At 59.2% G+C, this 23,740-nt stretch carries 23 protein-coding genes and 1 tRNA gene; 4 read left to right on the top strand and 20 right to left on the bottom strand.

All coding sequences use genetic code 11. From position 1 onward, the window contains the following. From Q668_RS12175 to Q668_RS12160, 4 genes are all read right to left on the bottom strand, one after another. On the bottom strand, window positions 1-278 hold a 278-nt coding region (locus Q668_RS12175; RefSeq protein WP_022989885.1), incomplete at its 3' end, for a hypothetical protein. Window positions 279-316: 38 nt separating this feature from the next. Further along, the gene (locus Q668_RS12170; RefSeq protein WP_022989884.1) at window positions 317-739 is read right to left on the bottom strand and encodes a hypothetical protein; all 423 of its coding nucleotides are present in this window, start codon (window positions 737-739) and stop codon (window positions 317-319) included. A gap of 132 nt (window positions 740-871) precedes the next feature. Beyond that, window positions 872-3,502, bottom strand: a complete 2,631-nt coding sequence (locus Q668_RS12165; protein WP_022989883.1) for an AAA family ATPase — start codon at window positions 3,500-3,502, stop codon at window positions 872-874. Further along, window positions 3,499-4,620, bottom strand: a complete 1,122-nt coding sequence (locus Q668_RS12160) for a metallophosphoesterase family protein (protein ID WP_036219880.1) — start codon at window positions 4,618-4,620, stop codon at window positions 3,499-3,501. Before Q668_RS12160 ends, Q668_RS12165 begins: the two co-directional genes overlap by 4 nt. A 184-nt stretch (window positions 4,621-4,804) precedes the next feature. On the opposite strand from Q668_RS12160, the gene Q668_RS12155 reads away from it, so the two are divergent. From Q668_RS12155 to Q668_RS12140, 4 genes are all read left to right on the top strand, one after another. Further along, a complete protein-coding gene (locus Q668_RS12155) occupies window positions 4,805-6,487 on the top strand; it encodes a carbon starvation protein A (protein ID WP_022989881.1) in 1,683 nt (560 codons plus the stop codon). Between the two features lie 56 nt (window positions 6,488-6,543). Beyond that, window positions 6,544-6,822, top strand: coding sequence for a cory-CC-star protein (locus Q668_RS12150; protein ID WP_022989880.1), 279 nt, complete (start codon window positions 6,544-6,546; stop codon window positions 6,820-6,822). Between the two features lie 7 nt (window positions 6,823-6,829). Next, window positions 6,830-7,864: an ArsA family ATPase gene (locus Q668_RS12145; protein ID WP_022989879.1), complete on the top strand. Its 1,035-nt coding sequence runs from the start codon at window positions 6,830-6,832 to the stop codon at window positions 7,862-7,864. 81 nt (window positions 7,865-7,945) lie between these two features. Next, window positions 7,946-8,022, top strand: a tRNA-Met gene (locus tag Q668_RS12140). A gap of 197 nt (window positions 8,023-8,219) precedes the next feature. On the opposite strand, the gene Q668_RS12135 is transcribed toward Q668_RS12140, so the two are convergent. From Q668_RS12135 to rpsB, 16 genes are all read right to left on the bottom strand, one after another. Next, window positions 8,220-9,098 carry a DMT family transporter gene (locus Q668_RS12135; protein ID WP_022989878.1) on the bottom strand — a complete coding sequence of 293 codons (879 nt, stop codon included), beginning with the start codon at window positions 9,096-9,098 and terminating at the stop codon, window positions 8,220-8,222. A 1-nt stretch (window position 9,099) separates the two neighbouring features. Further along, window positions 9,100-9,702 (bottom strand): ribonuclease HII, encoded by a 603-nt coding sequence (gene rnhB, locus Q668_RS12130; protein WP_022989877.1) that lies wholly within the window; start codon window positions 9,700-9,702, stop codon window positions 9,100-9,102. Further along, complete coding sequence (gene lpxB / locus Q668_RS12125) at window positions 9,702-10,880, bottom strand: lipid-A-disaccharide synthase (RefSeq protein WP_022989876.1); 1,179 nt, start codon at window positions 10,878-10,880, stop codon at window positions 9,702-9,704. Before lpxB ends, rnhB begins: the two co-directional genes overlap by 1 nt. A gap of 14 nt (window positions 10,881-10,894) precedes the next feature. After that, the gene (lpxA, locus tag Q668_RS12120) at window positions 10,895-11,686 is read right to left on the bottom strand and encodes an acyl-ACP--UDP-N-acetylglucosamine O-acyltransferase (RefSeq protein WP_022989875.1); all 792 of its coding nucleotides are present in this window, start codon (window positions 11,684-11,686) and stop codon (window positions 10,895-10,897) included. After that, window positions 11,686-12,120 carry a 3-hydroxyacyl-ACP dehydratase FabZ gene (gene fabZ / locus Q668_RS12115; RefSeq protein WP_200861362.1) on the bottom strand — a complete coding sequence of 145 codons (435 nt, stop codon included), beginning with the start codon at window positions 12,118-12,120 and terminating at the stop codon, window positions 11,686-11,688. Before fabZ ends, lpxA begins: the two co-directional genes overlap by 1 nt. Window positions 12,121-12,137: 17 nt before the next feature. Continuing rightward, window positions 12,138-13,163, bottom strand: coding sequence for a UDP-3-O-(3-hydroxymyristoyl)glucosamine N-acyltransferase (gene lpxD / locus Q668_RS12110; protein ID WP_036219878.1), 1,026 nt, complete (start codon window positions 13,161-13,163; stop codon window positions 12,138-12,140). A gap of 39 nt (window positions 13,164-13,202) precedes the next feature. After that, entirely contained in the window at window positions 13,203-13,700 is a 498-nt protein-coding gene (locus Q668_RS12105; protein ID WP_022989872.1) for an OmpH family outer membrane protein, read from the bottom strand. Window positions 13,701-13,742: 42 nt separating this feature from the next. Continuing rightward, the gene (gene bamA / locus Q668_RS12100) at window positions 13,743-16,061 is read right to left on the bottom strand and encodes an outer membrane protein assembly factor BamA (protein WP_036219876.1); all 2,319 of its coding nucleotides are present in this window, start codon (window positions 16,059-16,061) and stop codon (window positions 13,743-13,745) included. Window positions 16,062-16,106: 45 nt separating this feature from the next. Continuing rightward, entirely contained in the window at window positions 16,107-17,456 is a 1,350-nt protein-coding gene (rseP, locus tag Q668_RS12095; RefSeq protein WP_022989870.1) for an RIP metalloprotease RseP, read from the bottom strand. Window positions 17,457-17,505: 49 nt separating this feature from the next. Then, window positions 17,506-18,690 carry a 1-deoxy-D-xylulose-5-phosphate reductoisomerase gene (ispC, locus tag Q668_RS12090; protein ID WP_022989869.1) on the bottom strand — a complete coding sequence of 395 codons (1,185 nt, stop codon included), beginning with the start codon at window positions 18,688-18,690 and terminating at the stop codon, window positions 17,506-17,508. Then, window positions 18,687-19,538, bottom strand: a complete 852-nt coding sequence (locus Q668_RS12085; protein WP_036219900.1) for a phosphatidate cytidylyltransferase — start codon at window positions 19,536-19,538, stop codon at window positions 18,687-18,689. Before Q668_RS12085 ends, ispC begins: the two co-directional genes overlap by 4 nt. Before the next feature lie 19 nt (window positions 19,539-19,557). Then, window positions 19,558-20,328 (bottom strand): polyprenyl diphosphate synthase, encoded by a 771-nt coding sequence (gene uppS, locus Q668_RS12080; RefSeq protein ID WP_022989867.1) that lies wholly within the window; start codon window positions 20,326-20,328, stop codon window positions 19,558-19,560. Between the two features lie 62 nt (window positions 20,329-20,390). Then, the gene (frr, locus tag Q668_RS12075; protein ID WP_022989866.1) at window positions 20,391-20,948 is read right to left on the bottom strand and encodes a ribosome recycling factor; all 558 of its coding nucleotides are present in this window, start codon (window positions 20,946-20,948) and stop codon (window positions 20,391-20,393) included. Window positions 20,949-20,966: 18 nt separating this feature from the next. Beyond that, window positions 20,967-21,695 (bottom strand): UMP kinase, encoded by a 729-nt coding sequence (gene pyrH / locus Q668_RS12070; protein ID WP_022989865.1) that lies wholly within the window; start codon window positions 21,693-21,695, stop codon window positions 20,967-20,969. 181 nt (window positions 21,696-21,876) lie between these two features. After that, window positions 21,877-22,746: a translation elongation factor Ts gene (tsf, locus tag Q668_RS12065; protein ID WP_022989864.1), complete on the bottom strand. Its 870-nt coding sequence runs from the start codon at window positions 22,744-22,746 to the stop codon at window positions 21,877-21,879. A 95-nt stretch (window positions 22,747-22,841) separates the two neighbouring features. Next, entirely contained in the window at window positions 22,842-23,591 is a 750-nt protein-coding gene (rpsB, locus tag Q668_RS12060) for a 30S ribosomal protein S2 (RefSeq protein ID WP_022989863.1), read from the bottom strand. Between the last annotated feature and the right edge of the window lie 149 nt (window positions 23,592-23,740).

Genomic DNA, 23,740 nt, shown 5'->3' with positions numbered 1-23,740 from the left:
ACCAGATTTGACAATAACTCCTGGTTGCTTTCCAGCGGGCGAATCAGGTGGTACTGCTTGGCCAGGCTGATCAGCACGTCTTCGATGGTGTCGTTCAGGTCGAGGCTGCTGGCCACTTTGCGCTTGGCGCGCAGCACTTCGGAATTGCCAGCCGCAGCAATTTCAAGGTCAATTCCGGTGCCGTCTCCGGCCATCATCATGCCGCTGTCCATGTCGACCAGGGCCGCTGCCACGTAGCCGTCGATTTCACGCAGGGATTCAAGGTTGATTTTTGCCATGCTGAACTATCCTTCTTCTGTTCTGTTGGGGTTGGAAATCAGTTGTCGATGGTGTCGGCTAGGGCCTGGGCCGCATCCAGGGTCATACGCAAGGCCATGGCCAGGTTCTCGCTGCGATCTACACAGACAGACAGCGCAAACTGGTGCTGCTTGCAGGGCAAGCGCACAGTGATGATGGAACCGTGGCTGGTGGCAATTACATTGTGGGAGCACTGGCTCTGCAGGATTTCCCGGCTGAATGCCTCGCTAAGAGACATCAGGGAACACCCCAGAGCGGCCACCCGGCTGCTGCGGATGGCATCGTTCTTGGCCGTAAAAGCCAGTGAACGACCGTCCAGGGTAGTCACCGAAGCGAATACACAGGCGCTGTTGTTGCCCAGCAACCGGTCCAGGGTGGCCTGGCAGGCTTCGCTGAACTGGTCAACAACATTGGAATTTGCTTGTTTAACGGTAGCTTGCATAGGCCCAACCTATCACTTAGTTAAAACACATAGTTTCGACAAATCGAAACAGGTGACAGTGTTACGGCCTGAAAAGACAGGCAGATCAGTTATGTCGTAATAAGTTTCAGTTATTTTACGGAATTTTTCGTTTCAGCTTTTCAGCTTCTGGAGGTCAATGGGCGGCACCCCGAGGTCTTGCCATTTCTCGGGATGGCAGGTGAACAGCAGGATCTGATGCCGGCTGGCAGCATCGAACAAGATACGTTTCATGTCTTCCAGCCGGTTCTGGTCGCTGTGCACCAGGGTGTCGTCCAGGAGAATCAGGGTGGGCCTTTGGGCTTCCCTCAACAGGTCGGCATAGGCCAGGCGGCTGATCAGCCCCATCTGTTCCCGGGCACCAAAACTCAGTTCGGCAATCTGGCCCAGCTCATTCCCCCGATTGAAGGTTCCCGGCCGCAGGTGTTCGTCCACCTCCAGCGTTGCATTCGGAAACAGCAGCGACAGGTAATGGTTAAGGTGTTTTTGCAATGGGGCCTGCAGACGCCGGGTCAGCGCCTGGCGTTTGTCGGTCAGCAGTGTGAGCAACAAATCCAGTGCCCGGGCACGGCGACCCAGCTCCTGGTACCGACGCTGGCACTGTTCCAGCTCTGCCCGCTTCTCGCTCAATTGCTCTTCCAGGCCTTCGGCCCCCCAGGCTTCAAGCCGAACACGAATGTCCCGCAGTTCCCGTTGCCGGTCTTCCTGGGTTTGCTGCAAAGTCTGGATCGTGCGCTGAAAACGGTCGATATCCTGCCGCAGGATATCCGGCCGTGCCTCGCGGATTTGCTGCTCCCGCTTCGCCATGCTCTCGCGCAGGCTGACCTGCTGCTGTTCGATCCGGGCAAGCTCAGCCGTTAATCGGGTCAACTGTTGTTGGCGCTCGGGGCTGTTGGCCTCGTCTTCCAGCCGCTGCCATTCGGCCCTCGCGTTATCCCGGGCCTGCTTGCCAGTGAGCAGTTGCGCCTGATGGCTGCGGTCGCTGGCCTCGGCGTCATTCAAGCGTTTCTCGGAACTGGCCAGGGCGCTTTCGGCCGAGGCCAGATCCAATACCTGAACGTCCTGATCCGATGCGGGAGTGGCTTCCAGTTTTTCACGAACAGCCTTCAACTCTGCCTGCAGTTCCGCCAGCTCGGTTTCCAGTGGCTCCAGACCGGCCGGGGCAACCGAACGCAACAACTCGACGGCATGTTTACGTTTTTGCTCCGCTACCTCCCAGGCGGAGGCACGGCTTTCTGCCTGCTCAACGGACGCCACAGCCATGGCCTGCAATTGCTCGTCCAGGGATTGTTCGAGCATTTCGAGCTTGCGCCGGGTACGGGCCAGCTCCTCGCCGCCCGGGGCGATGCCCAGAGTGCCTACGCCCGGAATAACCAGCTGCGAGGCTTCCAGCAATTGCTGTTCGCCCTGCCCCTCCAGCTGCCGGTCGTCCAGGGTGATACTAGCGCCGGGCTGCAGCTGCCAGCTCAGGCGGGTGGCAACGGTGCCGGAACGGATGGTTTCGTCATTCAGTTCCCTGGCGGTTGTTTTCAGGCGGGCCACCGCGGCGGTATCAATGCGGTTTGCCTTTGCCTGTTCCCGGGCCTCGTCAACCTGTTGCTGGTATTCCCGGGCCCTGGCCAGGTTCTGGCTGAGGTCCTGCTGTCGCTGTTCAGACTGGCGCAGATCCTGCTCCAGCCGCTGCCGGATTTCCTGCTGGCGAGCAAGTTGCAGTTGTGACCGGGCATTTTCATAGGCAGCCCGGGCATCCTTCAGGGCGCCGGCCAGGGCTGCGGTCTGCTGCCCGGTTTGTTGCAGTTTGCGTTCGGCACTCTCCAGTTCTGCCTTGCGGGCGCTGCGCTGTTCGTCCAGCCGGCTCAGGTGGCCGAGGTTCTGTTCCAGCAGCTCGCGATTCTGAACCAGCTGCGCCAGGGTATTCTTCTCCTGCTCCTGCTGCTGTTCCAGCTGCTCCACCTGCTGCAGCTGTTCACGGGCCTGGTCCAGTTGCCGTCGGGCATCGTCCCAGGGCTTTTCCTGTTCGGTGCGATCAAACTCCTGCGACAACTGCCCGAGGCGATCCACCTGCCCCTGATACTGCTCAACCCGCAGCTGCAAATCGTCGACCTGTTGCTGCAGATCTTCCCGCTCTTTATCCAGCTTTTTGTAGTCACCCTTGGGCTGGCCAGTGGCCGTCAGCAACACGTCGCGTTTGCCTTTTACTTCCTCTATGACTGCATCGCCGCCGGTGCTGGCCACCTCGCCAACCAAGGCATTGAGGGCGGATTTCAGGTGATCGCCCGCGTGTTCAACGGCTTGTTCGATATCCTGCCCCGTGCCCTGCTCTACCCACAACAAGCCCGGAATGCCCCAATGCTCCGCTTTACTGGCACCCCGCTTGGGATACTGGTAACCCAACAGCTCCGCCAGTTTTTCCTCCGCGTCGTCTTCGCTCCAGGTTTCGTTGCCGACCGACAAGTCACAGCGGGTGCGCTTCAGGAAACTTTTAACCAGGCGCCATTGGGCACCCTGATGCTCGAAGGCCAGTTCAACGGTGGGGGCTGCCGCAGAGTCACCCCAGGGGCGAAGGTCATCCACCACCTGGGACCGGTAACGTTCAAAGAACGCCGCCCGGATAGCACGCACCAGGGTACTTTTGCCGGATTCGTTGGGGCCGTGGATCAGGTTCAGGCCGGGCTGAAGATGCTCAAGGGCAAAGGGTTGGCGGAACTGGCGCAGCTGTTCAACCCTCAGGCTTTGCAGTTTCATTGGCCTGCCTCCTGAGCCGGTGTTTTCAGCATGGAGGCCAGAATGGCCAGGGCATCCTGGGCGGCTTCGCCCTGTTCCCCGGCTTGCTGCTCCCGCAGGGTTTCGATCACCTCCCCAGCGTAGCCATCGGCTTTCAGGGCGGCAATGTCGTCGTCCGTGGGTGCCAGCTGCAGGTTACTGCGTTCGCAACGAATGCTGCGGAAGCGGGCTTCGACAACCGACAATCCGTGCAGCAGTTTTTCTTCGCCCGCCAGGGTAATCAGGCCATCCAGCCGAAGATCCACCACCGAGGATTCGGGCAGGTTTTGCAGGCGTTCCAGTAACTGGTCCAGGTCTGATTCCACAGAAAGGGTTTCCCGCCATTGATGCCACTGGTAACGACCGGTGGCGACCACCTGAACCTGCGGCAGCTCACCCGGCCCGGCAATATCGACAATCAGGGCATTGCCGGCCTCGTTATTCCGGAACCGCTCCGGCTCCGGGGTACCGCTGTACCAGGTGCGCTCGTTGATTTCCCTGGTGCCGTGCCAGTCTCCCAATGCCAGGTAATCCAGCTTGCTGGCTTGGGCCCGGTCCGGCGCAATGGGGTTGGTGGAATCGATTTCAGCCGCCAGCAATCCCTGCACACTGCCGTGGGCGAGCCCCACCCGAACCCATCCTGCCGGAGTCTCGTAGCGGCCGAAAGCTTCTGTCAGATCGCCATAGGTATGACGCTGGGTCAGAGGTGCATTCAGTATGGCGAGGCCTTCGGCAGCCAGTTCGATAACGCCCGGTTCCAGCGCCAGGTGCACGTTATCCGGCACTGCACCTAACCGTTGAGCGCGGGTCCAGACACTTTCGGCGAGCGCCGCATCATGGTTACCCGGCAGCATCACCCAGGGGCCAGGGAATGCCTTGGTGGCATTGAACACCCGGCGAATGGTGCGATCAGATACCGTCTGGGCATCAAACACATCACCGGCCACCAGCACCGCCTGGCACTGAGATTCATTGGCAAGCCGGGCCAGCTTTTCTATGGCCTCGAACCGGGCTTCCACCAGCGCTGCACCGTCTTCGGTTTCAAAACGGCTGTAGGTACGCCCCATTTGCCAGTCGGCGGTGTGTAGAAATCTTGGCATTGCGTGCCCCTTCAAAATGTAGACTTTAGTCTAATCGCTTGCCGATTCTGACGTGGGAGCCCGACGGCTTCTGCTACCATCCTAATCATGCTTGTGCTTCATGCAAGCAACCTTCATAGCTGGCCCTGGCCGGCTCTCTTTTTTTACACACAGCCAAAACCACAACCCAAACAGGTAACCATCGATGAGCGCTATTATATTGATGCTACTCGGGCTTGGCGGCATGGCGCTGGGTTTCTTTGTGTATTCAAAGTTCCTGGCCCTTGTTGTTTTCAAGCTGAGTGACAAATTCCGTACGCCCGCACACGAGTTTGAAGACGGCGTTGACTTTGTTCCCACCAACAAATTCGTTCTGTGGGGCCATCACTTTACCTCAGTCGCCGGTGCTGCGCCGATTGTCGGGCCCGCCATTGCGGTTATCTGGGGCTGGCTGCCTGCGTTCCTGTGGGTCACCCTGGGTACCATCTTCTTTGCCGGCATTCACGATGCCGGTGCTATCTGGGCCAGCGTGCGCAACAAGGCGAAATCCATTGGCACGCTCACTGGTGAAGTGGTCGGCAACCGGGCCCGCGCCATTTTCTCTATCGTAATTTTCCTGGTGCTGTTGATGGTGAACGCAGTATTTGGCGTGGTTATCGCCAAGCTGCTGATCAACAATCCGGGCGCCGTGGTGCCGGTGTGGGGCGCAATTGCTGTCGCGCTGGTCATCGGCCAGGCGATTTACCGGGCCAAGATGAGCCTGCCCCTGGTATCACTGATTGGTGTAGTTGCGCTTTATGCCCTTATTTACGTTGGGCCTTCCGTTCCGGTTGAGCTGCCGGAAACCGTAGCCGGCCTGTCACCCAGTGCCGCCTGGATCATCATTCTGTTTGTTTACGCCGCTATCGCTTCCCTGCTGCCGGTGTGGGTGCTGCTGCAACCCCGTGACTACATCAACGGCCTGCAGCTGTTTGTCGGCCTGGCCGCCCTGTATGGCGCCGTGCTGATTGCCAACCCCACCGTGGTTGCGCCGATGATCAACGTCGACGTACCAGCAGGAACACCCTCCATGATTCCGCTGCTGTTCGTCACCATTGCCTGTGGCGCCATTTCCGGCTTCCATGGCCTGGTCTCCTCCGGCACGACGTCCAAGCAGCTGGACAAAGAAACCGATGCCCGCTTTGTGGGTTACTTCGGCGCCACCGGTGAAGGCGCCCTGGCCCTTGCTGCGATCATTGCCGCCACCGCCGGCTTTGCCTCCCTGGCAGACTGGCAGGCGATGTACCACTCCTTCGGCCAGGGCGGCGTGCTTGCCTTTGTTGAAGGCGGCGCAGCCATCCTGAGCGCAGGCACCGGGCTGGACATGGCCATTGCCGCCACTATGCTGACCGTCATGGCAGCCCTGTTTGCCGGCACCACCATGGATACCGGCTTGCGCCTTCAGCGCTACATCTTCCAGGAGTGGGGCGAGATCTATAACATCAAGTGGATGGCCAAGCCGGTACCGGCAACCCTGCTGTCCGTCGCTACGTGCCTGGCCCTGGCCTTCGGCGCCGGCGGTGCAGACGGCTCTGGCGGCCTGCTGATCTGGCCTCTGTTCGGCACCACCAACCAGTTGCTGGCGGGCCTGACCCTGCTGGTGGTCACCGTGATGCTGGTGCGCCGTGGCTCACCATCCATCTTCACCCTGGCACCTCTGGTGTTCGTGCTGGCCATGACCCTGTTCGCTCTGGTCATCCAGCTGAACGGCTTCTACCAGAAAGGTGACTGGTTCCTGTTCGGCCTGGATATCGTAGTTCTGATCGCCGCTATCCTGGTAACGCTGGAGTGCGCGGCGGCCCTGAAACGCGCAAAAGCCGAGGTTCGCGAAGCACCCGCTGCCGACTGAACCTTGCAGTTTGACGCTGGCCAGGTTCACCCTGGCCAGCCATTACCGGGGGCTTTATGAAATCCACCCTGAACAAACTGAAATACCTGTACAAAAAGGCCAGCCAGGCCAGCACCGAATACTACAACGCGCCCTACCGGGCCGCGATTGCCCGCGCCAAGCGAGACGAAGACGACCTGTTCATGCTGCTGGTCTTCAGCGAGATGATGGGCATCCCCAACCCTGCCAGCTGGTACTGCATGGAACTGCAACCGCTGCTGCTGGAACGCTTCCACGAATGGCATACCCGCATGGGTATGGAACGCTCCCCACTGGATAATTTTCGCTGTTGCTGAGGTAAGCATGGCCGACTACCCGATTCTGGATATCTCCAAACTCATAACCGACCGCCAGCTGATCATGGTGGGCGGCAAAGGAGGGGTGGGCAAAACCACCGTGTCGTCTGCCCTGGCGGTAGCCGCGGCCCAGAATGGCCGGCGGGTTCTGTTGATCTCTACCGATCCGGCCCACAGCCTGGCCGATGCCTTTAACCGCAAGATTGGCAGCCAGATAACCCGCATGGCACCCAACCTGGATGCCCTGGAACTGGACCCGGATGCCGAGGCCGAAGCCTACCTCGACAGGGTAATGCAGCAAATGCGCCGCTTTGCCGGCCCCGACCAGATCAACGAACTGCAGCGCCAGTTACGCCTGGGCGCGCAATCACCCGGTGCCCAGGAAGCCGCCATCCTCGAGCGCATGGCCACCCTGATCGAAAACAGCGAAGATGACTACGACCTGCTGATCTTCGACACCGCACCTACCGGCCATACCCTGCGCCTGTTGACCCTGCCGGAAATCATGGCGGCCTGGACCGATGGCCTGCTCAAGCACAACAAGCGTTCGGAAAAACTCGGCAAGGCGCTGTCCCACCTGACCCCCGGCCGCAGCCTGGACAACCCTCTCAAAAGCCCGGAAGAAAATCCGGTGGAAGACATGGACCAACGCAGCAAGGAACTGACCGAGACCCTGCTACGCCGCCAGCGTCTGTTTCAGCGCACCCGCCGCAGGCTGAACGACGCTGATCACACCGCCTTTCTGTTTGTGATGACCCCGGAGAAACTGCCGATCCTGGAAACCGGCCGCGCCATCGCTGCCCTGGGCGATGCCGACATCCCGGTTGCCGGCGTGATCGTTAACCGGGTGATGCCGGAGACCGACAACAACAGCTTCTGGCAAGCCCGATACGAGCGTCAGAAACGCCATCTGGATGGGATAAACACCCTACTGGCAGACCGCCCACAGCTCAGGCTGCCCTTGATGGAAGATGATGTAAGCGGGCTGGACGCCCTGGGGGCCTTCGCCGGGGTAATGATAAACAACGAAGGCCGCAAATAAGATTTGACAAGCATCCTACCCAGCTGTATTATGCGCACCTCGTTGATCGGGGCCAACCCCGAAGCCAATAACCAGTTTTGATGCGGGGTGGAGCAGTCTGGTAGCTCGTCGGGCTCATAACCCGAAGGTCGTAGGTTCGAATCCTGCCCCCGCTACCATAAAAAAGAAAGGCAGATCAGTCACTTACTGGTCTGCCTTTTTTGCGTCTGGGGCAACCAAATTTCCCTGTGACGTATATGTGACATATCCTTGTAACCCCTATTTGGGTGGCTAGGTGACATTGACCGTAAGTCTGCCACGCTTGCCACATCCTCGATCACCGCAATGCTGATCGTTTACTCCGCCTTACCGGTCTTCACGTCCGCACTGGCTCAGGAGGCGCCTCCCGCTGGGACCAGACCGCCTGCACCACGCCCGAGACGATGATCAACGCACCACCGGACATTTGCAGCAAGTTCAGGCTTTGGTCAAACAGCAGCCAACCCAGGATAATCACCGTAATCGGCTCCAGGTATGCGAGAGTGCCGTAGGTGGCCGCCGGCAATGCCTTTAACGCCACCACCGCCAGCATAATCGCCAGGAAGCCGGGCAGCACGCCGGCCGCCGCCAACCAGCCCCATTGCCCGGCCTGAATGGCCTCATCCTGCATGAGCATCAGCGGCAGCATGCAAAGCGCCCCGGCCAGCATCTGGTACCCGCTTCGGGTCAGTACATGCACCCGTTCGTGAATCAAGCGGTTGGTCAGGATAAACGCGGCGTAGCAGAGCATGGCGCACAGGGCATAAAACAGGCCTGCTGCCTCTTCCGCCCGGCCGGAGAGGTTAAAGTTGAATTCCATCATCATGGCAAAGCCGAACAGCGCCAAGGCGATCAAGGCTGCACCCAGGCCCGACAGCCGCTCCCCCATGAAAAAATGCGCCACTATCGACGCGGCAGCCGGGGCCAGGTACAGCAGCATCACGGCGTTGGCCATGCTGGTGTAATTCATGGCCATTACGTAGAACACCACAAAACCGGCCAGGAATGCCCCGGTTACCAGAACCTTGAAACCGGGCCAGGTGAATACCTTTGCTCGCTGTCCAGTCAGCAGGAGAAACGCGGCCATTAATGCCGCGCCTATAAACAAGCGATAGAAGGTGACAGTTTCCGCGCTGACACCGGCATACACCGAGATGGCGCCAATGGTGCCCATAAAAACTGCGGCAAACACGGCGGCAAGTATGTGCGAATTCATTTTACAAACACTCCCGGACGGGACGAAACGACCGCCGGTGCTCCGGTGTTGCACCTAACCGCTTCAGCGCTTCCAGATGCACGGGTGTGGGATAACCTTTGTGCTGGGCCAGTCCGTAGCCGGGATATTGCTGCTCCAGCATCTCCATTTCCCGGTCGCGGGTGACTTTGGCGAGGATAGACGCGGCGCTGATGGCCTCTACCCGGGCATCGCCCTTCACCACCGGCTCGGAGGGCCAGCGCCAATCCGGGCAACGGTTGCCGTCTACTAATACGTATTCAGGCTCGATAACCAGGCCTTCCACCGCACGGGTCATAGCCAGCATGGTGGCCTGGTAGATATTGATCTGGTCAATTTCCGCTGCCTCACACCGGCCCAGGCTCCAGGCGGCGGCCTTTTCGAGGATCTCGTCGTAAAGCTTCAAGCGGCGTTTTTCAGTGAGCTTCTTGGAATCGGCCAGGCCCTCGATGGGCCGTTCCGGGTCCAGTATCACGGCCGCAGTCACCACTGCACCAATCAGCGGGCCGCGGCCCACTTCATCAACCCCTGCCAGTAACCGACCCTTGTAGCTGCACTCAAATGGTGGAAGGTCTTTTGCGGCCATCAGCGCCGGCGCTCCATTAATTCGGAAATAGCGGTTGCAGCGCGTTCGTCCGCATTCTGGCGCAGGCTTTCGTGCAACTCGGTGAAGGCTTGCTGCAACTGCTCGCGCTCTTCGGTGTTTTCCATGCGCTCCAGCACGGCGGCGCCCAGGGCCTCCGGTGTGGCGCCATCCTGCAGCAACTCCGGCACCAGGCCTTGTTGCGCCAGCAGGTTCGGCAGGGCCACCCAGGGCACCTTCACCAGACGGGACAGCAGTTTGTAGCTGAGATCGCTCAACCGGTAGCCCACCACCATAGGGCGCTTGAGCAGCATGGCTTCCAGGGTTGCCGTGCCGGATGCCAGCAACACCACATCGCTGGCGGCCATCACTTCCCGGGAACGACCGCGTACCAGGGTAACCGGCAGCTTCACTTCCAGCGCCTCTACCAGCCCCTCTACCTGCTTCTCCCGATCACGGTTGACGCAGGGAATCACCAGCTGGATATCCGGGCGGCGCTCCTGCAGCCAGCGGGAGGCCTCCAGAAACAGGGTGCCAAGGCGCTCAACTTCCCCACCCCGGCTGCCGGGCAATACCGCCAGAACCGGCTGGTCGGGCTTCAGCCCAAGTGCCTTGCGGGCCGCCCCTGTATCTGGCTGCATGGGAATTCTGTCAGCCAGCGGGTGCCCCACAAAGGCCACCGGCACATTGTGCTCTTCGTAGAAACGGGCTTCGAAGGGAAACAGGGTGAGCATCAGGTCGACAGACTTGGCAATCTTGAAGATTCGCTTCTGGCGCCAGGCCCAGACCGAGGGGCTTACGTAATGAACCGAGGGAATACCGGCTTCCCGGCAGCGGCGTTCAATCGCCAGGGTGAAATCCGGGGAATCGATACCGATGACCACATCCGGCGGTGTGGTGAAGAAGTATTCCAGCAGGCGGGCACGGATACTGAACAGCTCGCGAATGCGCCCGAGCACTTCCACCAGCCCCATCACGGAAAGCCGTTCCATGGGCACCAGAGAGTGAAAGCCTTCGGCGATCATTTCGTCGCCACCGATGCCCACAAAGCGGGCTTTCGGATAGCGTTTGCGCAACGAGCGAATCAGCCCGGCACCGAGGATATCCCCCGATGCCTCGCCGGCGATGATTGCAATGGTTACCTTGCGGGAGCTGACCTGCCCGGTTTCAGCGGTTGCCACCAGGGCCTCCTGGCTCAGCGAATGATGCCGCGATCCGCTCCCCGGAGCGAGTCAATCAGCGGGCGGACTTCCGGCACGTCATTAAAGGACTTCTCAAGCTCGTCAATCGCCTGCTCGGTGGTCAGGCCCTGACGGTAAATCACCTTGTAAGCGCGGCGCAGGGCCATCAGCACGTCTTTGCTGAAGCCACGACGCTTCAGGCCTTCCACATTCATGCCATGGGGCTGGGCAGACTGGCCAGACGCCATCACATAGGCGGGAATGTCTTTGAGTACGATGCTGCCGCCAGCCGCCATGCTGTGGGGGCCGATGTGGCAGAACTGGTGCACCATGGTGCCACCGCCGAGAATAGCGTGGTCGCCTACGGAAACGTGGCCGGCCAGGGTGGCGCAGTTGGCCAGGATGGTGTTGTCGCCTACGATGCAATCATGGGCCACGTGCACATAGGCCATCAGCAGGTTGCCGCTGCCAATGCGGGTTTCGCCCCGGTCCTGAACCGTGCCACGGTGAATCGTGCAGTTTTCGCGGATAACATTGTTATCGCCAATCACCAGCGTGGTGGGCTCGCCGGCGTATTTCTTGTCCTGGCACTCTTCACCGATGCTGGAAAACTGAAAAATGCGGTTATTGCGACCGATTACCGTTGGGCCCTTGACCACCACGTGGGAGAGAATCTCGGTACCTTCGCCGATCTCCACACCGGGGCCGATGTAACTCCAGGGGCCTACGGTTACGTTGTCTGCCAGTTTGGCTGACGGGTCTACAATCGCCTGAGGATGGACACCCGACCAGTCATTTGTCGCCATCAAGCTTCTCTCTCAGCGGTCATGATTTCTGCCACGCACACCACTTCGCCATCAACGAGTGCCCGGCAATTGAATTTCCAGATACCGCGCTTGGCGGAGACAAATTCAGCCTCCATATCCATGCGGTCTCCCGGCACCACGGGGCGCTTGAAGCGCGCTTTGCTGGAGCCAGCCAAATATTGTATCACGCCATCAGAGGGTTTCCGTTCTACAGTCACAAAACCGAGAATGCCCGCCAACTGGGCCATGGCTTCGATAATCAGCACGCCGGGCATAATCGGGTTATCCGGGAAGTGCCCGGTAAAGAACGGCTCGTTGAAGGAGATGTTCTTGTAGCCTTTGATCGACTTACCTTTCTCCACATCGGTAACCCGGTCTACCAGCAGAAACGGGTATCTGTGTGGCAGGTACTCAAGAATCTCATCAATCTTCATCTGCATGTTGATCGGCCTCAGCCCTCTGATTTCTTTTCCAGTTCTTTTATGCGCCGGGCCAGGCTGTCCAGTTGCCTGAAACGCACGGCGTTCTTGCGCCAGTTCCGGTTAGTGTCGGCACTGGTGCCGGAAGAATACACGCCCGGCTCTCGGATATCACCCGTTACCAGCGTCATGCCGGTAAGATGTACCTGATCCCCGATCTCCAGGTGCCCTGCCACCCCGGAGGCGCCACCAAACACACAGTGTTTGCCGATGCGGGTACTGCCGGCGATACCGACCATGGCAGCCATGGCGCTGTGATCACCGATATGAACGTTATGGGCGATCTGGATCAGGTTATCCAGCTTCACACCGTTGCCAATGACTGTGCTGTCGAGCGCGCCACGGTCGATGGTGGTGTTGGCGCCCACTTCCACATCATCACCCAGCACCACACCGCCAAGTTGGGCAATGCGGTGCCACTGGCCCCGCTCGTTGGCAAAGCCGAAACCGTCTGAACCGATCACCGCACCACTGAGGATATGGCAACGCTGCCCCACTACAATGTCGTGGGCCAGGGTAACCCGGGGGCGGATAATCGTGTGGTCTCCGATGCGGCTGCGTGCGCCGATGACGGTGCCGGCGCCTATTACAACGTGGGCTCCAAGATACACACCGGCTTCGATGACCGCGTGGGGCCCCACGCTGGCAGTGTTGTCTATGCTGGCGCTCTCATCTACCACAGCGGTGGGATGAACACCGGCTGAGGCCACCGGCGCAGGGTCAAACCAGTGACTGAGGCGAGCATAGCCCATGTACGGGTTGTCCAGTAACAGGACATTGGTAGGGCAATCATCCGCGGCTACAGGTGAGAGGATAACCGCACCGGCCCGGGTATCTTGCAGGTATTTGCCGTAGGCCGGATTGGCCAGAAAGCTGATCTGATCCGGGCCGGCGGCCTGCAAGGTGGCCAGGCCGCTGACCATGATATCGGGGTCTCCCCGGAGACTGGCTCCCAACGCATCGGCTATTTCCTGGAGCCGATAGGACTTCTGTGACATTGCCTTCTCCAAACACCGGGGCGGGGAGCCCCTTGTTCTTTACTTGTTCAGTTTGTCCAGCAGCTGGGACGTCAGATTCATTTCCGGCTTCACGTACACCACCGCTTCGCTGGGCAGGATCAGGTCCAGGTCATGCTCTTCCAGCAGTTCTTTGACAGCCACATCCACTTCCGGGCGGGCATTTTCAAGGAACTGCTGTTTGCGCTGGTTAACCGTGGCATCGAGGCGTTGCTTGAGGAAGTTGAACTCCTGCACCTTCTCCTGGAATTCACCCGCCACCTTGTTACGCTCGCTTTCGTTCATCATGGAGCCGTCTTTTTCCAGGCGGTCTTTCAGCTTGCGGGCTTCTTCCTGGGCCTGGCGAACCTTTTCTTCATCTCCGGCGAAGTCCCGCTGCAGCTGCTGGCTGAAGGTCTGGGCATCATCCGAGGCAAACAGGGCCTGGCGCAGATCCACCACACCAATGCGGGTTTCGGCAGCTGCCTGGGCCGAAAAGGCCAGCAAGGCGGCACCAATCAAAGCAGTCACACGGTTCATCTTCAATCTCCTTTGTTTCATCCTTTATTTTTTATAGTGGCGTCAGAACGTCTGGCCCAGAGAGAACTGGAATACCTGGGTATCATCACCTGATTTGTCATTAAGCGGCTTGGCCAGACTGAATGCAAGCGGGCCCACCGCGGTAATCCACTGGAAGCTGACACCAGCGGCGGTGCGCACTTCTGTCAGTTCCGGATCAAATCCACGCTCGGTGTCGAACACCTGCCCGGCATCCAGGAAGAACGAGGTTCTCATGGAGCGGGAATCCCCGGCGAACGGTGTCGGGAAGATCAGCTCAAGGCCCGCCTCGGTGAGCAGGTTACCGCCGAACGGATCTTCATCGGAATAGTCGTTTGTTGCATTCTCGGCCAGGTTACCCAGCGAGTTCGCGCGGTAACCGCGCACCGAGCCATAACCACCGGAGTAGAAATGCTCGAAGAACGGCATCTGGGTGCGGTCACCATAACCGTCCCCGTATCCGATTTCTGTTCGGGCCCTCACAATCCAGTCCTGTGCATCAGTCACCGGGAAGTAGAAGTCGGTACGGTGTGAAGCCTTGTAGAAGGTCAGGTCACTGCCCGGTACCGCGACATCCAGCGACAGCGAATGGCTGTAACCGTCGGTTGGCAACACGCCCCGGTTGAGGGTGCTGCGGCGCCAGTTACCAAACAGGAAGTAGTTGGTAAAGGAGTCACCTTCCTCCGCCACGAAGTCACGGACTTCCTGGGCAGAGAACACCCCGGGCTTGATATCGGAACGAGTAATGCCGGCGCCAAAACTCAGGCGGGTGATAGAATCTGTCGGATAACCGAAGGTCAGGCGGCCGCCATATTCATCCAACAGGTAGGAGGAGATATCCTCTTCCTCGTAGTCGGTTTCCCGGGCAAACAGGCTGAAGCCGCGGCTTACGCCATCGACGGTGAAGTAAGGGTCCAGGTAGGAAACGTTGGCGCTCTTGACCGAGTCACTCACGTTTACACCGAACGACACCCGTTTGCCGCTGCCGAAGAAATTGTTTTCAGACACCGAGGCACCAAGGATCACACCGGAGTTCTGGGAGAAACCCACAGACGCCGACAGGCTGCCGGTCGGCTGTTCCTGCACGCTGTAGTTCACATCCACCAGGTCATCGGTGCCGGGTACCGGGACGGTTTCCACATCCACCGTCTGGAAGAAGCCGAGGCGCTCAAGGCGGGTCTTGGAAAACTCGATGCGGTCAGACGATGCCACGCCACCTTCCATCTGGGTCATTTCCTGGCGCAGCACTTCGTCCTTGGTGGATACGTTGCCTTCGAAATTGACCCGGCGCACGTAGGCCCGCTTGCCCGGCTCGATGAAGAAGGTCACCGCGGCGGTATTGTCCTCGCCCGGTTCCGGCACGGCGTTCACGTTGGCAAAGGCATAGCCCTCACGCCCAAGGCGGAACGACAGGGCTTCGGAAATGGCGGTCATCTGGGCCCGGGAGAACACATCGCCCTCTTTAACCGGGATCAGCTTGCGCAATTCCTCTTCTTCAACAATCAGGTTACCGCGCAGGCGGATGTCAGAGATGGTGTACTGGGGGCCTTCATCCAGGGCGATGGCGATAAACACCTGCTTCTTGTCCGGTGAAATGGACACCTGGCTGGATTCGACGCTGAAATCCAGGTAACCGCGGTTCAGGTAGAACGACCGCAGAGATTCCAAATCACCACTCAGGCGTTCCCGGGCGTACTTGTCTTTGTTGGTCAGTGAATTCCACCAGCTGCTGGTGCGCAGCTCGAACAGGTCGATCAGCTCTTCGTCGCTGAAATCCTTGTTGCCGATGATGTTGATGTGCTGGATGGCGGCTACCGAGCCTTCGTTGATATCCAGGCGCACCGCTACCCGGTTGCGGGGCAACTCTTCTGCGGTCGCCTTGACCCGGGCGTTGTATCGGCCCTGGGCAATGTAGGAGCGCAGAATTTCCAGCTCCAGGCGCTCCAGCGTAGCCCGGCGGAACACCTGCCCTTCTTCCAGGCCCGCCCCGGCCAGGGCGTCCATCAGCATATCGGTTTCGATGTTCTTGTTGCCTTCGATCTCGATCGAGGAAATCGATGGCCGCTCCTTCACCGTCAGAATCAGCACGCCACCATCACGGCTGGCCTGGATATCGGTAAACAATCCGGTGCCGAACAGATCCTTGATGGCGCCCGCCAGGCGGGTTTCGTCAATCTGCTCACCAATATTGACCGGGAATCCGGCAAATACGGAACCGGCGGATACCCGCTGCAGGCCTTCTACCTCGATGTCCGCAACCGTAAATTCATCCGCCAGCGCTGGCTTCATACCGGTTGCGGTAATGGCGAGGCCAACGGCTACAGCTAGAAGGGAACGTCTCATTCAGTTTTATCGCCTGGTTAATGTGCGGTAAGGAGCCCGCAATTCTCACAACCGCATCAGGTCGTTGTAAAGAGCAAACACCATTAAACTCAGAATCAAAGCCATACCAATTCGTAATCCCAGCGCCTGCGCGTGCTCCGACACCGGCTTCCGGCGGATGGCTTCGATGGTGTAATACACGATGTGGCCACCGTCCAGAACCGGAACCGGCAGCAAGTTCAAAACCCCGAGGCTGACACTCAGATACGCCAGGAACCGGACAAAATCCTCGAATCCGGAACTGACACTGGCTTCCGCCACCCGGGCAATGGTGATCGGCCCGCTCAGATTAGTGGGCGACAACAGGCCGGTGACCATCTTCTTGATGGCCACCAGTGTCAGCCGGGTGTCGGCCCAGGTTTCTTCAAGCGCATTGGGAATCGCCGCCAGCGGGCCGTAGCTGATCTCACGAAGCACACTATCCGGCCAGCTTATGGCCTGCACCCCGGCGCCCACAAAACCGATGTCCTGGCCGTCTTCCAGCGTTCTGGTGGCCGGCGTTACCGGAACATCCAGAGTCTGCCCGTTCCGCTCCACGGTTAACTGCAGCTGCTGCTCCGGGGACTCGCGAATGATATCTACCAGCGCGAACCAGTCCGCCACCGGCTCACCGTCTACAGCGGTAACCCGGTCATCGGGCTGCAACCCCGCCATGGAGGCGCGGCCGTCTTCACTGATCTGACCCAGCACCGCCGGTACGTCCGGGCGCCAGGGGGTGATGCCGAATTCCGCCAGCGGATTGGGCTCATCGTTGCTGAGGTTCCAGCCGTTCAGCGGGGCTGAAAAGGTACCACGGGCACCATCACGGGAAACTTCCAGCGAAATGGGGCCCTGCTCCCCCGCCCGCTCCAGCAGGCGCATGTTCACGTCGCGCCAGGACGTCACCTGGCGGCCATCCACCCCCAGAATTTCCATACCTTCCTGCAGGCCCGCGCGCTCGGCCACGCTGTCTGGCGCCACTTCGCCAACAATCGGCGCCACCGTGGTCACTCCCACAACACTGATCAGCCAGTAGGCGAAGATAGCGAAAATAAAGTTGGCGACGGGCCCTGCTGCCGCAATGGCAATGCGCTGGGACGGTGGCTTGGAGGTGAAGGCCTGGTCTTCGAGTTCGGCCGGCACAGGGCCTTCCCGGGCGTCCAGCATTTTCACGTAGCCGCCAAGAGGGATGGCGGCTACGGCAAATTCGGTGCCGTGACGGTCGTACCAGGAAAACAGCGGCTTGCCGAAACCCACAGAGAAACGCAGCACTTTGACTCCGCAGCGGCGAGCGACCCAGAAATGGCCGAACTCGTGCAGCGTCACCAGAATACCGAGGGTTAGTGCAAGTGCCAGTACGCTTTGAATAATCTGCATAGACTGTCCGGTTGATAACTGAAAGCCGGCGCAACACGCCCCGCCGGAATCAGACCGATAAAAGGCAAATCTGTTCCATTGCCCGTTCGCGGGCTTCGGCGTCTTTCCGGAAGATGGTATCGAAACTGTCCGCCGATACCACTTCGGTGGCCGCCAGTGTTCGCTCTATGATAGCGGGGATGTCCGCAAAGCACAGCCCGCCTTCAAGGAATGCCGCCACGGCCACTTCGTTAGCGGCGTTGAGGACAGCTGGCGCGGTGCCACCGGTGGCGAAGGCTTCAGCAGCCAGCCTCAGGCACGGAAAACGCTGCAAATCCGGGCGCTCGAAGTGAAAGCGGCCGATGGCGAACAGGTCCAGGGGAGCGACCCCGGCTTCAATGCGCTCGGGCCAGGCCAGGCCATTGGCGATCGGAGTTCGCATATCCGGGCTACCCAACTGCGCCAGCACCGAGCCGTCTGCATACTCCACCATGGAATGGATGATGCTTTCGGGGTGAACGTGCACCTCCACCTTGTCCGGCGAGGTATTGAACAGCCAGCAGGCCTCGATGAGCTCCAGGCCCTTGTTCATCAGGGTGGCGGAATCGACGGAAATCTTCTGGCCCATGGACCAGTTGGGGTGGGCACAGGCCTGGGCAGGCGTTACCGAGCGCAACTGTTCGGCCGGCAAAGTGCGGAACGGCCCGCCGGAGGCGGTGAGCAGAATGCGGGTAATGCCAGCCGCTTGCGGATCACGCACCTTGTCTGCCGGCATGCACTGGAAGATGGCATTGTGTTCCGAATCGATAGGCAGCAATTCAGCACCGGATTCAGCCACGGCATCCATAAAGAGCTGGCCGGACATCACCAGGGCTTCTTTATTGGCCAGCAGTACTCGTTTGCCAGCGCGCACCGCCGCCAGTGTCGGCGCCAGCCCGGCAGCCCCGACAATCGAAGCCATTACGGTGTCGGCCTGTTCGGCTGCTGCCACGTCGATAAGCCCTTGCTCGCCACTGAGCACGTCAATGTCAGGGCAATCAGCGAGCAGGCCAGCCAGTTCCTCTGCCGCCCGAGCATCCGCCATCACCGCTACCCGGGGGCGGAATTCACGGCAAAGCGCGGCTAATTCCGGTGCACGAGTGCCCGCCGTGAGGGCGTGAACCGAGAAACGCTCCGGGTGCCGCCGAATAACATCCAGGGTACTCAGGCCAATTGAGCCTGTTGCTCCCAGTACCGTAATGCTGCGTGTGATCATAGATTCCAGACACCCGTAGACAACCAGCCCAGCAGCGTGATCATCAGGGCAAAGACGGGAATCGCGGCAGTAAGGCTGTCAATACGGTCCATAATGCCACCGTGCCCGGGCAGCAACTGGCTGCTGTCTTTGATACCACGGAAGCGCTTGAGCATGCTTTCCAGCAAATCCCCCAGCACCGATACCAGGCCGGTAACGAGGCTTGCCAGCACCAGCAGAACGGTTTGCACGGCACCAGCACCGGCAACCAGGCTGGCCGCCACTGCCAGGGCAGCAACCGCCGCCAGGCCGCCCCACACGCCAGCCCAGGATTTACCGGGGCTCACTTTCGGCGCCAGCTTCGCCTTGCCGAAGGCCCGGCCGGCAAAATAGGCGCCGATATCCGCTACCCAGACCACCAGGAAGATATAGAGAATGGCCAGCAGGTTATTGGTCAGCTCACCGAACTGAAAGCTGCCGGTACGCAGATGGTTCAGCCCTACCCAGGCGGGAACCAGCACAAACAGCCCCATCAGGGCCCGTAGCGGCACGGCACCCCAGCGATCGGAGCCCGCCGGGTAACGGCTTACCAGCCCGAAGCACACCAGCCACCAGAGCAGGGCGAGCCAGAGAACTGTTATGGCCGGCACCTGCAACTGCCAGATCACGGCCAGAAGCCCCGCCATGATCAGGGCATAAATCACGCGCCCCGGCTGGCCTTCGATACCGGACATATTGGCCCACTCCCAGGCGCCAAGGGAGATAATGGCACCAGTAAACAGGGCGAAGCTCGCCGGAGGCAGGAAGAAAATTCCGCCAATCGCGATAGGAGCCAGGATAAGCGCGGTAATAATTCGGGTTTTTAACACGGTGTTGGTCGCTATATCGTTATTGTTTTGTGGCGCGGGCGGCGATCTGGTCATCGGTTTGCCCGAACCGGCGCTTGCGCCCGGCGTAGGCTTCCAGTGCCTTCTGCATTTGATCGGCCTTGAAGTCCGGCCAGAACACCTCAGAGAAATAGAACTCGGTGTACGCCAGGTGCCACAACAGGAAATTGCTGATGCGCTGCTCGCCAGCTGTACGGATCAGCAAGTCAGGCATGGGCAGGTCACCGATACTCAGGTGCTGCTGGATCAGGTCATCAGTGATATCTGAAGCTTCCAGCTCGCCAGCGCGCACTTTTTGGGCCACTTGCCGGGTGGCCTCGGTGATATCCCAGTGGCCGCCGTAATTGGCGGCGATCACCAGGGTCATGGCGGTATTGTCACGGGTGAGCGTTTCGGCCCGCTCCATGTGTTCCTGGAGGGTCGAATTAAACGCGGAGCGGTCGCCGATAATGCGAAGGCGAATGTTATTCCGGTGCAGCTTGCGGACTTCCCGTTCCAGGGCAATCAGGAACAGGCGCATCAGCGCCGAAACCTCGTCTTTCGGACGACGCCAGTTCTCACTGGAAAACGCAAACAGGGTGAGCACTTCCACACCTTGCCGGGCACAGGTTTCTACCACGGCTTTCACCGCATCCACGCCGGCCTTGTGGCCTGCCACTCCCTTGAGCCGGTGCGCCTTGGCCCAGCGGTTATTGCCATCCATGATAATGGCCACGTGCCGGGGGCGGCTGTCTGCCTCCACCGGAATTTCTGCGGTTACTTGTCCCGTCATGAAATCCTCTGCGCGGCGGACATCCAGCCGCCGCTCATTCTGCTCTGAACAGACCCGGGCGATTATACCGCCATCAGGTCCTCTTCCTTCACCTTCAGCAGCTTGTCGACTTCAGCGATGTGCTTGTCGGTCAGCTTCTGGATTTCTTCTTCGCCGCGGCGCTGGTCGTCTTCACTGATGTCCTTGTCCTTCAGCAAATCCTTCAGCATGCTGTTGGCGTCCCGACGGGCGTTACGGATAGAAACCCGGCCGTGCTCGGCATCGGCCCTGGCCTGCTTGACCATTTCCTTACGGGTTTCTTCGGTCAGCATGGGCATGGGTACGCGAATGGCGTCGCCATTGGTGGACGGGTTCAGGCCCAGGTCAGACATCATGATGGCTTTTTCGATGGTCGGTACCAGGTTCTTTTCCCAGGGCGCCACCAACAGGGTACGGTTATCTTCTACGTTCACGCTTGCCACCTGCTTCAGGGGCGTTTCCTGGCCGTAGTAGTTCACCATTACGCTGTCGAGAATGGCCGGATGGGCACGGCCGGTACGGATTTTGTTAAACGCCGAACCCAGAGCCTCCAGGCTCTTTTTCATTTTCTTTTCGGCTTCTGCTTTGATGTCGTTAATCACGTAAAAATCCTCAATTCGTTATTCAATCAGTGTGCCTTCTCTCTCACCCGTCACAATGCGGGTAAGAACGCCGGGCTGGTTCATGTTGAAAACCCGCAGCGGCATACCGTGGTCCTGGGCGAGGACGATGGCTGTCAGATCCATCACACCCAATTTCTTTTCCAGAACCTCATCGTAGGTCAGGTGGTCATATTTTACTGCGGTAGGATCAAGATTGGGATCGGCAGAGTATACGCCATCCACCTTGGTGGCCTTGAGCACCGCATCTGCTTCGATCTCGATACCGCGCAGGCAGGCCGCCGAATCCGTGGTAAAGAACGGGTTACCGGTGCCGGCGCTGAAGATCACCACGTCGCCTTCTTTCAGGTCGCGCACGGCGCGGCGGCGGTCGTAATGTTCAACAATACCACTCATGGGGATGGCAGACATAACGCGGGTACGAATGTTGGAGCGTTCCAGGGCGTCACGCATGGCCAGGCCGTTCATCACCGTGGCCAGCATACCCATGTGGTCGCCGGTTACGCGGTCCAGGCCGGCAGCGCTCAGTGCGGCGCCACGGAACAGGTTACCACCACCAATCACCAGCCCCACCTGAACACCAATGCCTATCAGGGCACCGATTTCCAGGGCCATGCGGTCAAGAACTTTGGGATCAATACCGAAATCGTGCTCGCCCATCAGGGCTTCACCACTGAGTTTGAGCAGAACGCGCTTGTATCTGGGCTGGGTTTTTGAAGATGTCGACATGGTGATCCCCTTCTCGTCTGTTGGCTATCCGGTATCAAACCCGCTGCAGGCTTGTATCTGACATACTCCTCGAAAAAGGGGTATCTCAGATACAAGCCCGCCACGAAAGCCGGGAAAACCCGGCTGACGTGGCAGACTCAGGTAGCCCTGCCGCTTTGCGCGACCGGGCCGGGAAGAGGGATCAGGCCTTGCCTGTGCCAGCGGCAGCAGCCACTTCAGCGGCGAAATCCACTTCTTCTTTCTCGATGCCTTCACCCACTTCCAGGCGAACGAAGCCAACCAGGTCGCCACCGGCGGCCTTGATCAGATCACCCACTTTCTGGTCAGGGTTCTTGACGAACGGCTGCTCAACCAGGCTGTTCTCAGCCAGGAACTTCTTGATACGGCCACCCATCATCTTTTCAATGATCTCTGCAGGCTTGCCTTCCATGTCCGGCTGGGCCTTAATGATTTCCTTCTCTTTTTCCAGCTCTTCGGCAGGCATTTCGTCCGGCTTGCCAACGCGCGGGTTAACAGCAGCAACGTGCATGGCGATGTCGCGGGCCAGCTCTTCGTTACCGGCGCTCAGAGCTACAACAGAAGCAATCTTGTTGTTGCTGTGAACGTAGCCACCTACAACCGGGCCTTCAACCTTGATGATACGACGAACAGTGATGTTCTCGCCGATCTTCTGAACCAGCGCTTCACGCTTGGCTTCCAGATCGCCAGCCATCAGGGCTGCAACGTCGGTTTCGCCTTTTTCGAAAGCAACGTTCAGAACGTCGTTAGCGAAGCCCATGAAGTTGTCGTCACGAGCAACGAAGTCAGTCTCGGAGTTCACTTCCAGAATGTAGGCAACGGTGTTGTCGTCAGACACTTTTACCAGAGACACGCCTTCAGCAGCGGTACGGCCAGCCTTCTTGGCGGCTTTCAGGCCGGAAGACTTACGCAGCTCTTCGATTGCAGCGTCAACGTCGCCACCCGCTTCAACCAGTGCCTTTTTGCATTCCATCATGCCAAGGCCGGTACGCTCACGCAGCTCTTTGACCATTGCAGCGGTAATTGCAGCCATGTTCAATCCTCTTAAATCGTTTCCGAATTCGGTGGGGAGGTATGCCCGGATAAACAGGCGGGCATACCTTACAACTCAAACGTGAAGTTTAAGTGTTACTCGGCAGCCGGAGCAGCGCCTTCGGCGTTCTCGCTGACTTCAACAAACTCGTCAGCACCGCCTGCAGACTGGGAAGCTTCCAGACAGGTATCAGCAACAGCCTTCACGTAGATCTGGATGGCGCGGATGGCGTCATCGTTACCCGGGATCACGTAGTCAACGCCGTCCGGATCGCTGTTGGTATCAACAACGCCGATTACAGGAATGCCCAGCTTGTTGGCTTCCTTGATGGCGATACGCTCGTGGTCTACGTCGATAACGAACAGCGCGTCAGGCAGGCCGCCCATATCCTTGATACCACCAATGGAACGCTCGAGCTTGTCCATTTCACGGGTACGCTCAAGGGCTTCTTTCTTGGTCAGCTTGTCGAAAGTACCGTCTTTGCTCTGGGCTTCCAGGTCACGGTAGCGACGGATAGACTGACGGATGGTCTTGTAGTTGGTCAGCATGCCACCCAACCAGCGGTGGTTAACGAACGGCTGGCCGGAACGCTCGGCTTCTTCCTTGATGATCTTGGCGGCAGCACGCTTGGTGCCAACGAACAGGATCTTGTTCTTGTTCTCAGCCAGGGACTGAATGAAGTTCAGGGCTTCATTCATGGCCGGAACAGTCTGCTCCAGGTTGATGATGTGAATCTTGTTGCGGGCACCGAAAATGAACTTGCCCATTTTCGGGTTCCAGTAACGAGTCTGGTGACCAAAGTGAGCACCTGCTTTCAGCAGGTCACGCATATTTACCTGAGCCATGATATTTACCTTTTAGCTTCGGGTTAGACCTCCACGCGTCCGATTGCCCCAACCAGTCTCTGCAAGCGCATTATGTGAGCTGCTAGCAGGTACCGGCACCCTGGGACAACGTGCTGACACGTGTGTGAATTTGCCGGATTCGTTTCCAG

Origin of the sequence: Marinobacter sp. ES-1 (genome assembly GCF_000475255.1) — a bacterium.
GTDB classification, from domain to species: Bacteria; Pseudomonadota; Gammaproteobacteria; order Pseudomonadales; family Oleiphilaceae; genus Marinobacter; species Marinobacter vinifirmus.
This window is presented reverse-complemented; position numbering and strand designations above follow the sequence as displayed.

Coding starts and splice junctions, on each gene's coding strand:
- Q668_RS12170 (WP_022989884.1), bottom strand. CDS start 739: ATGCAAGCTACCGTTAAACAAGCAAATTCCAATGTTGTTGACCAGTTC.
- Q668_RS12165 (WP_022989883.1), bottom strand. CDS start 3,502: ATGAAACTGCAAAGCCTGAGGGTTGAACAGCTGCGCCAGTTCCGCCAA.
- Q668_RS12160 (WP_036219880.1), bottom strand. CDS start 4,620: ATGCCAAGATTTCTACACACCGCCGACTGGCAAATGGGGCGTACCTAC.
- Q668_RS12155 (WP_022989881.1), top strand. CDS start 4,805: ATGAGCGCTATTATATTGATGCTACTCGGGCTTGGCGGCATGGCGCTG.
- Q668_RS12150 (WP_022989880.1), top strand. CDS start 6,544: ATGAAATCCACCCTGAACAAACTGAAATACCTGTACAAAAAGGCCAGC.
- Q668_RS12145 (WP_022989879.1), top strand. CDS start 6,830: ATGGCCGACTACCCGATTCTGGATATCTCCAAACTCATAACCGACCGC.
- Q668_RS12135 (WP_022989878.1), bottom strand. CDS start 9,098: ATGAATTCGCACATACTTGCCGCCGTGTTTGCCGCAGTTTTTATGGGC.
- rnhB (WP_022989877.1), bottom strand. CDS start 9,702: ATGGCCGCAAAAGACCTTCCACCATTTGAGTGCAGCTACAAGGGTCGG.
- lpxA (WP_022989875.1), bottom strand. CDS start 11,686: ATGGCGACAAATGACTGGTCGGGTGTCCATCCTCAGGCGATTGTAGAC.
- fabZ (WP_200861362.1), bottom strand. CDS start 12,120: ATGAAGATTGATGAGATTCTTGAGTACCTGCCACACAGATACCCGTTT.
- lpxD (WP_036219878.1), bottom strand. CDS start 13,163: ATGTCACAGAAGTCCTATCGGCTCCAGGAAATAGCCGATGCGTTGGGA.
- Q668_RS12105 (WP_022989872.1), bottom strand. CDS start 13,700: ATGAACCGTGTGACTGCTTTGATTGGTGCCGCCTTGCTGGCCTTTTCG.
- bamA (WP_036219876.1), bottom strand. CDS start 16,061: ATGAGACGTTCCCTTCTAGCTGTAGCCGTTGGCCTCGCCATTACCGCA.
- rseP (WP_022989870.1), bottom strand. CDS start 17,456: ATGCAGATTATTCAAAGCGTACTGGCACTTGCACTAACCCTCGGTATT.
- ispC (WP_022989869.1), bottom strand. CDS start 18,690: ATGATCACACGCAGCATTACGGTACTGGGAGCAACAGGCTCAATTGGC.
- uppS (WP_022989867.1), bottom strand. CDS start 20,328: ATGACGGGACAAGTAACCGCAGAAATTCCGGTGGAGGCAGACAGCCGC.
- pyrH (WP_022989865.1), bottom strand. CDS start 21,695: ATGTCGACATCTTCAAAAACCCAGCCCAGATACAAGCGCGTTCTGCTC.
- tsf (WP_022989864.1), bottom strand. CDS start 22,746: ATGGCTGCAATTACCGCTGCAATGGTCAAAGAGCTGCGTGAGCGTACC.
- rpsB (WP_022989863.1), bottom strand. CDS start 23,591: ATGGCTCAGGTAAATATGCGTGACCTGCTGAAAGCAGGTGCTCACTTT.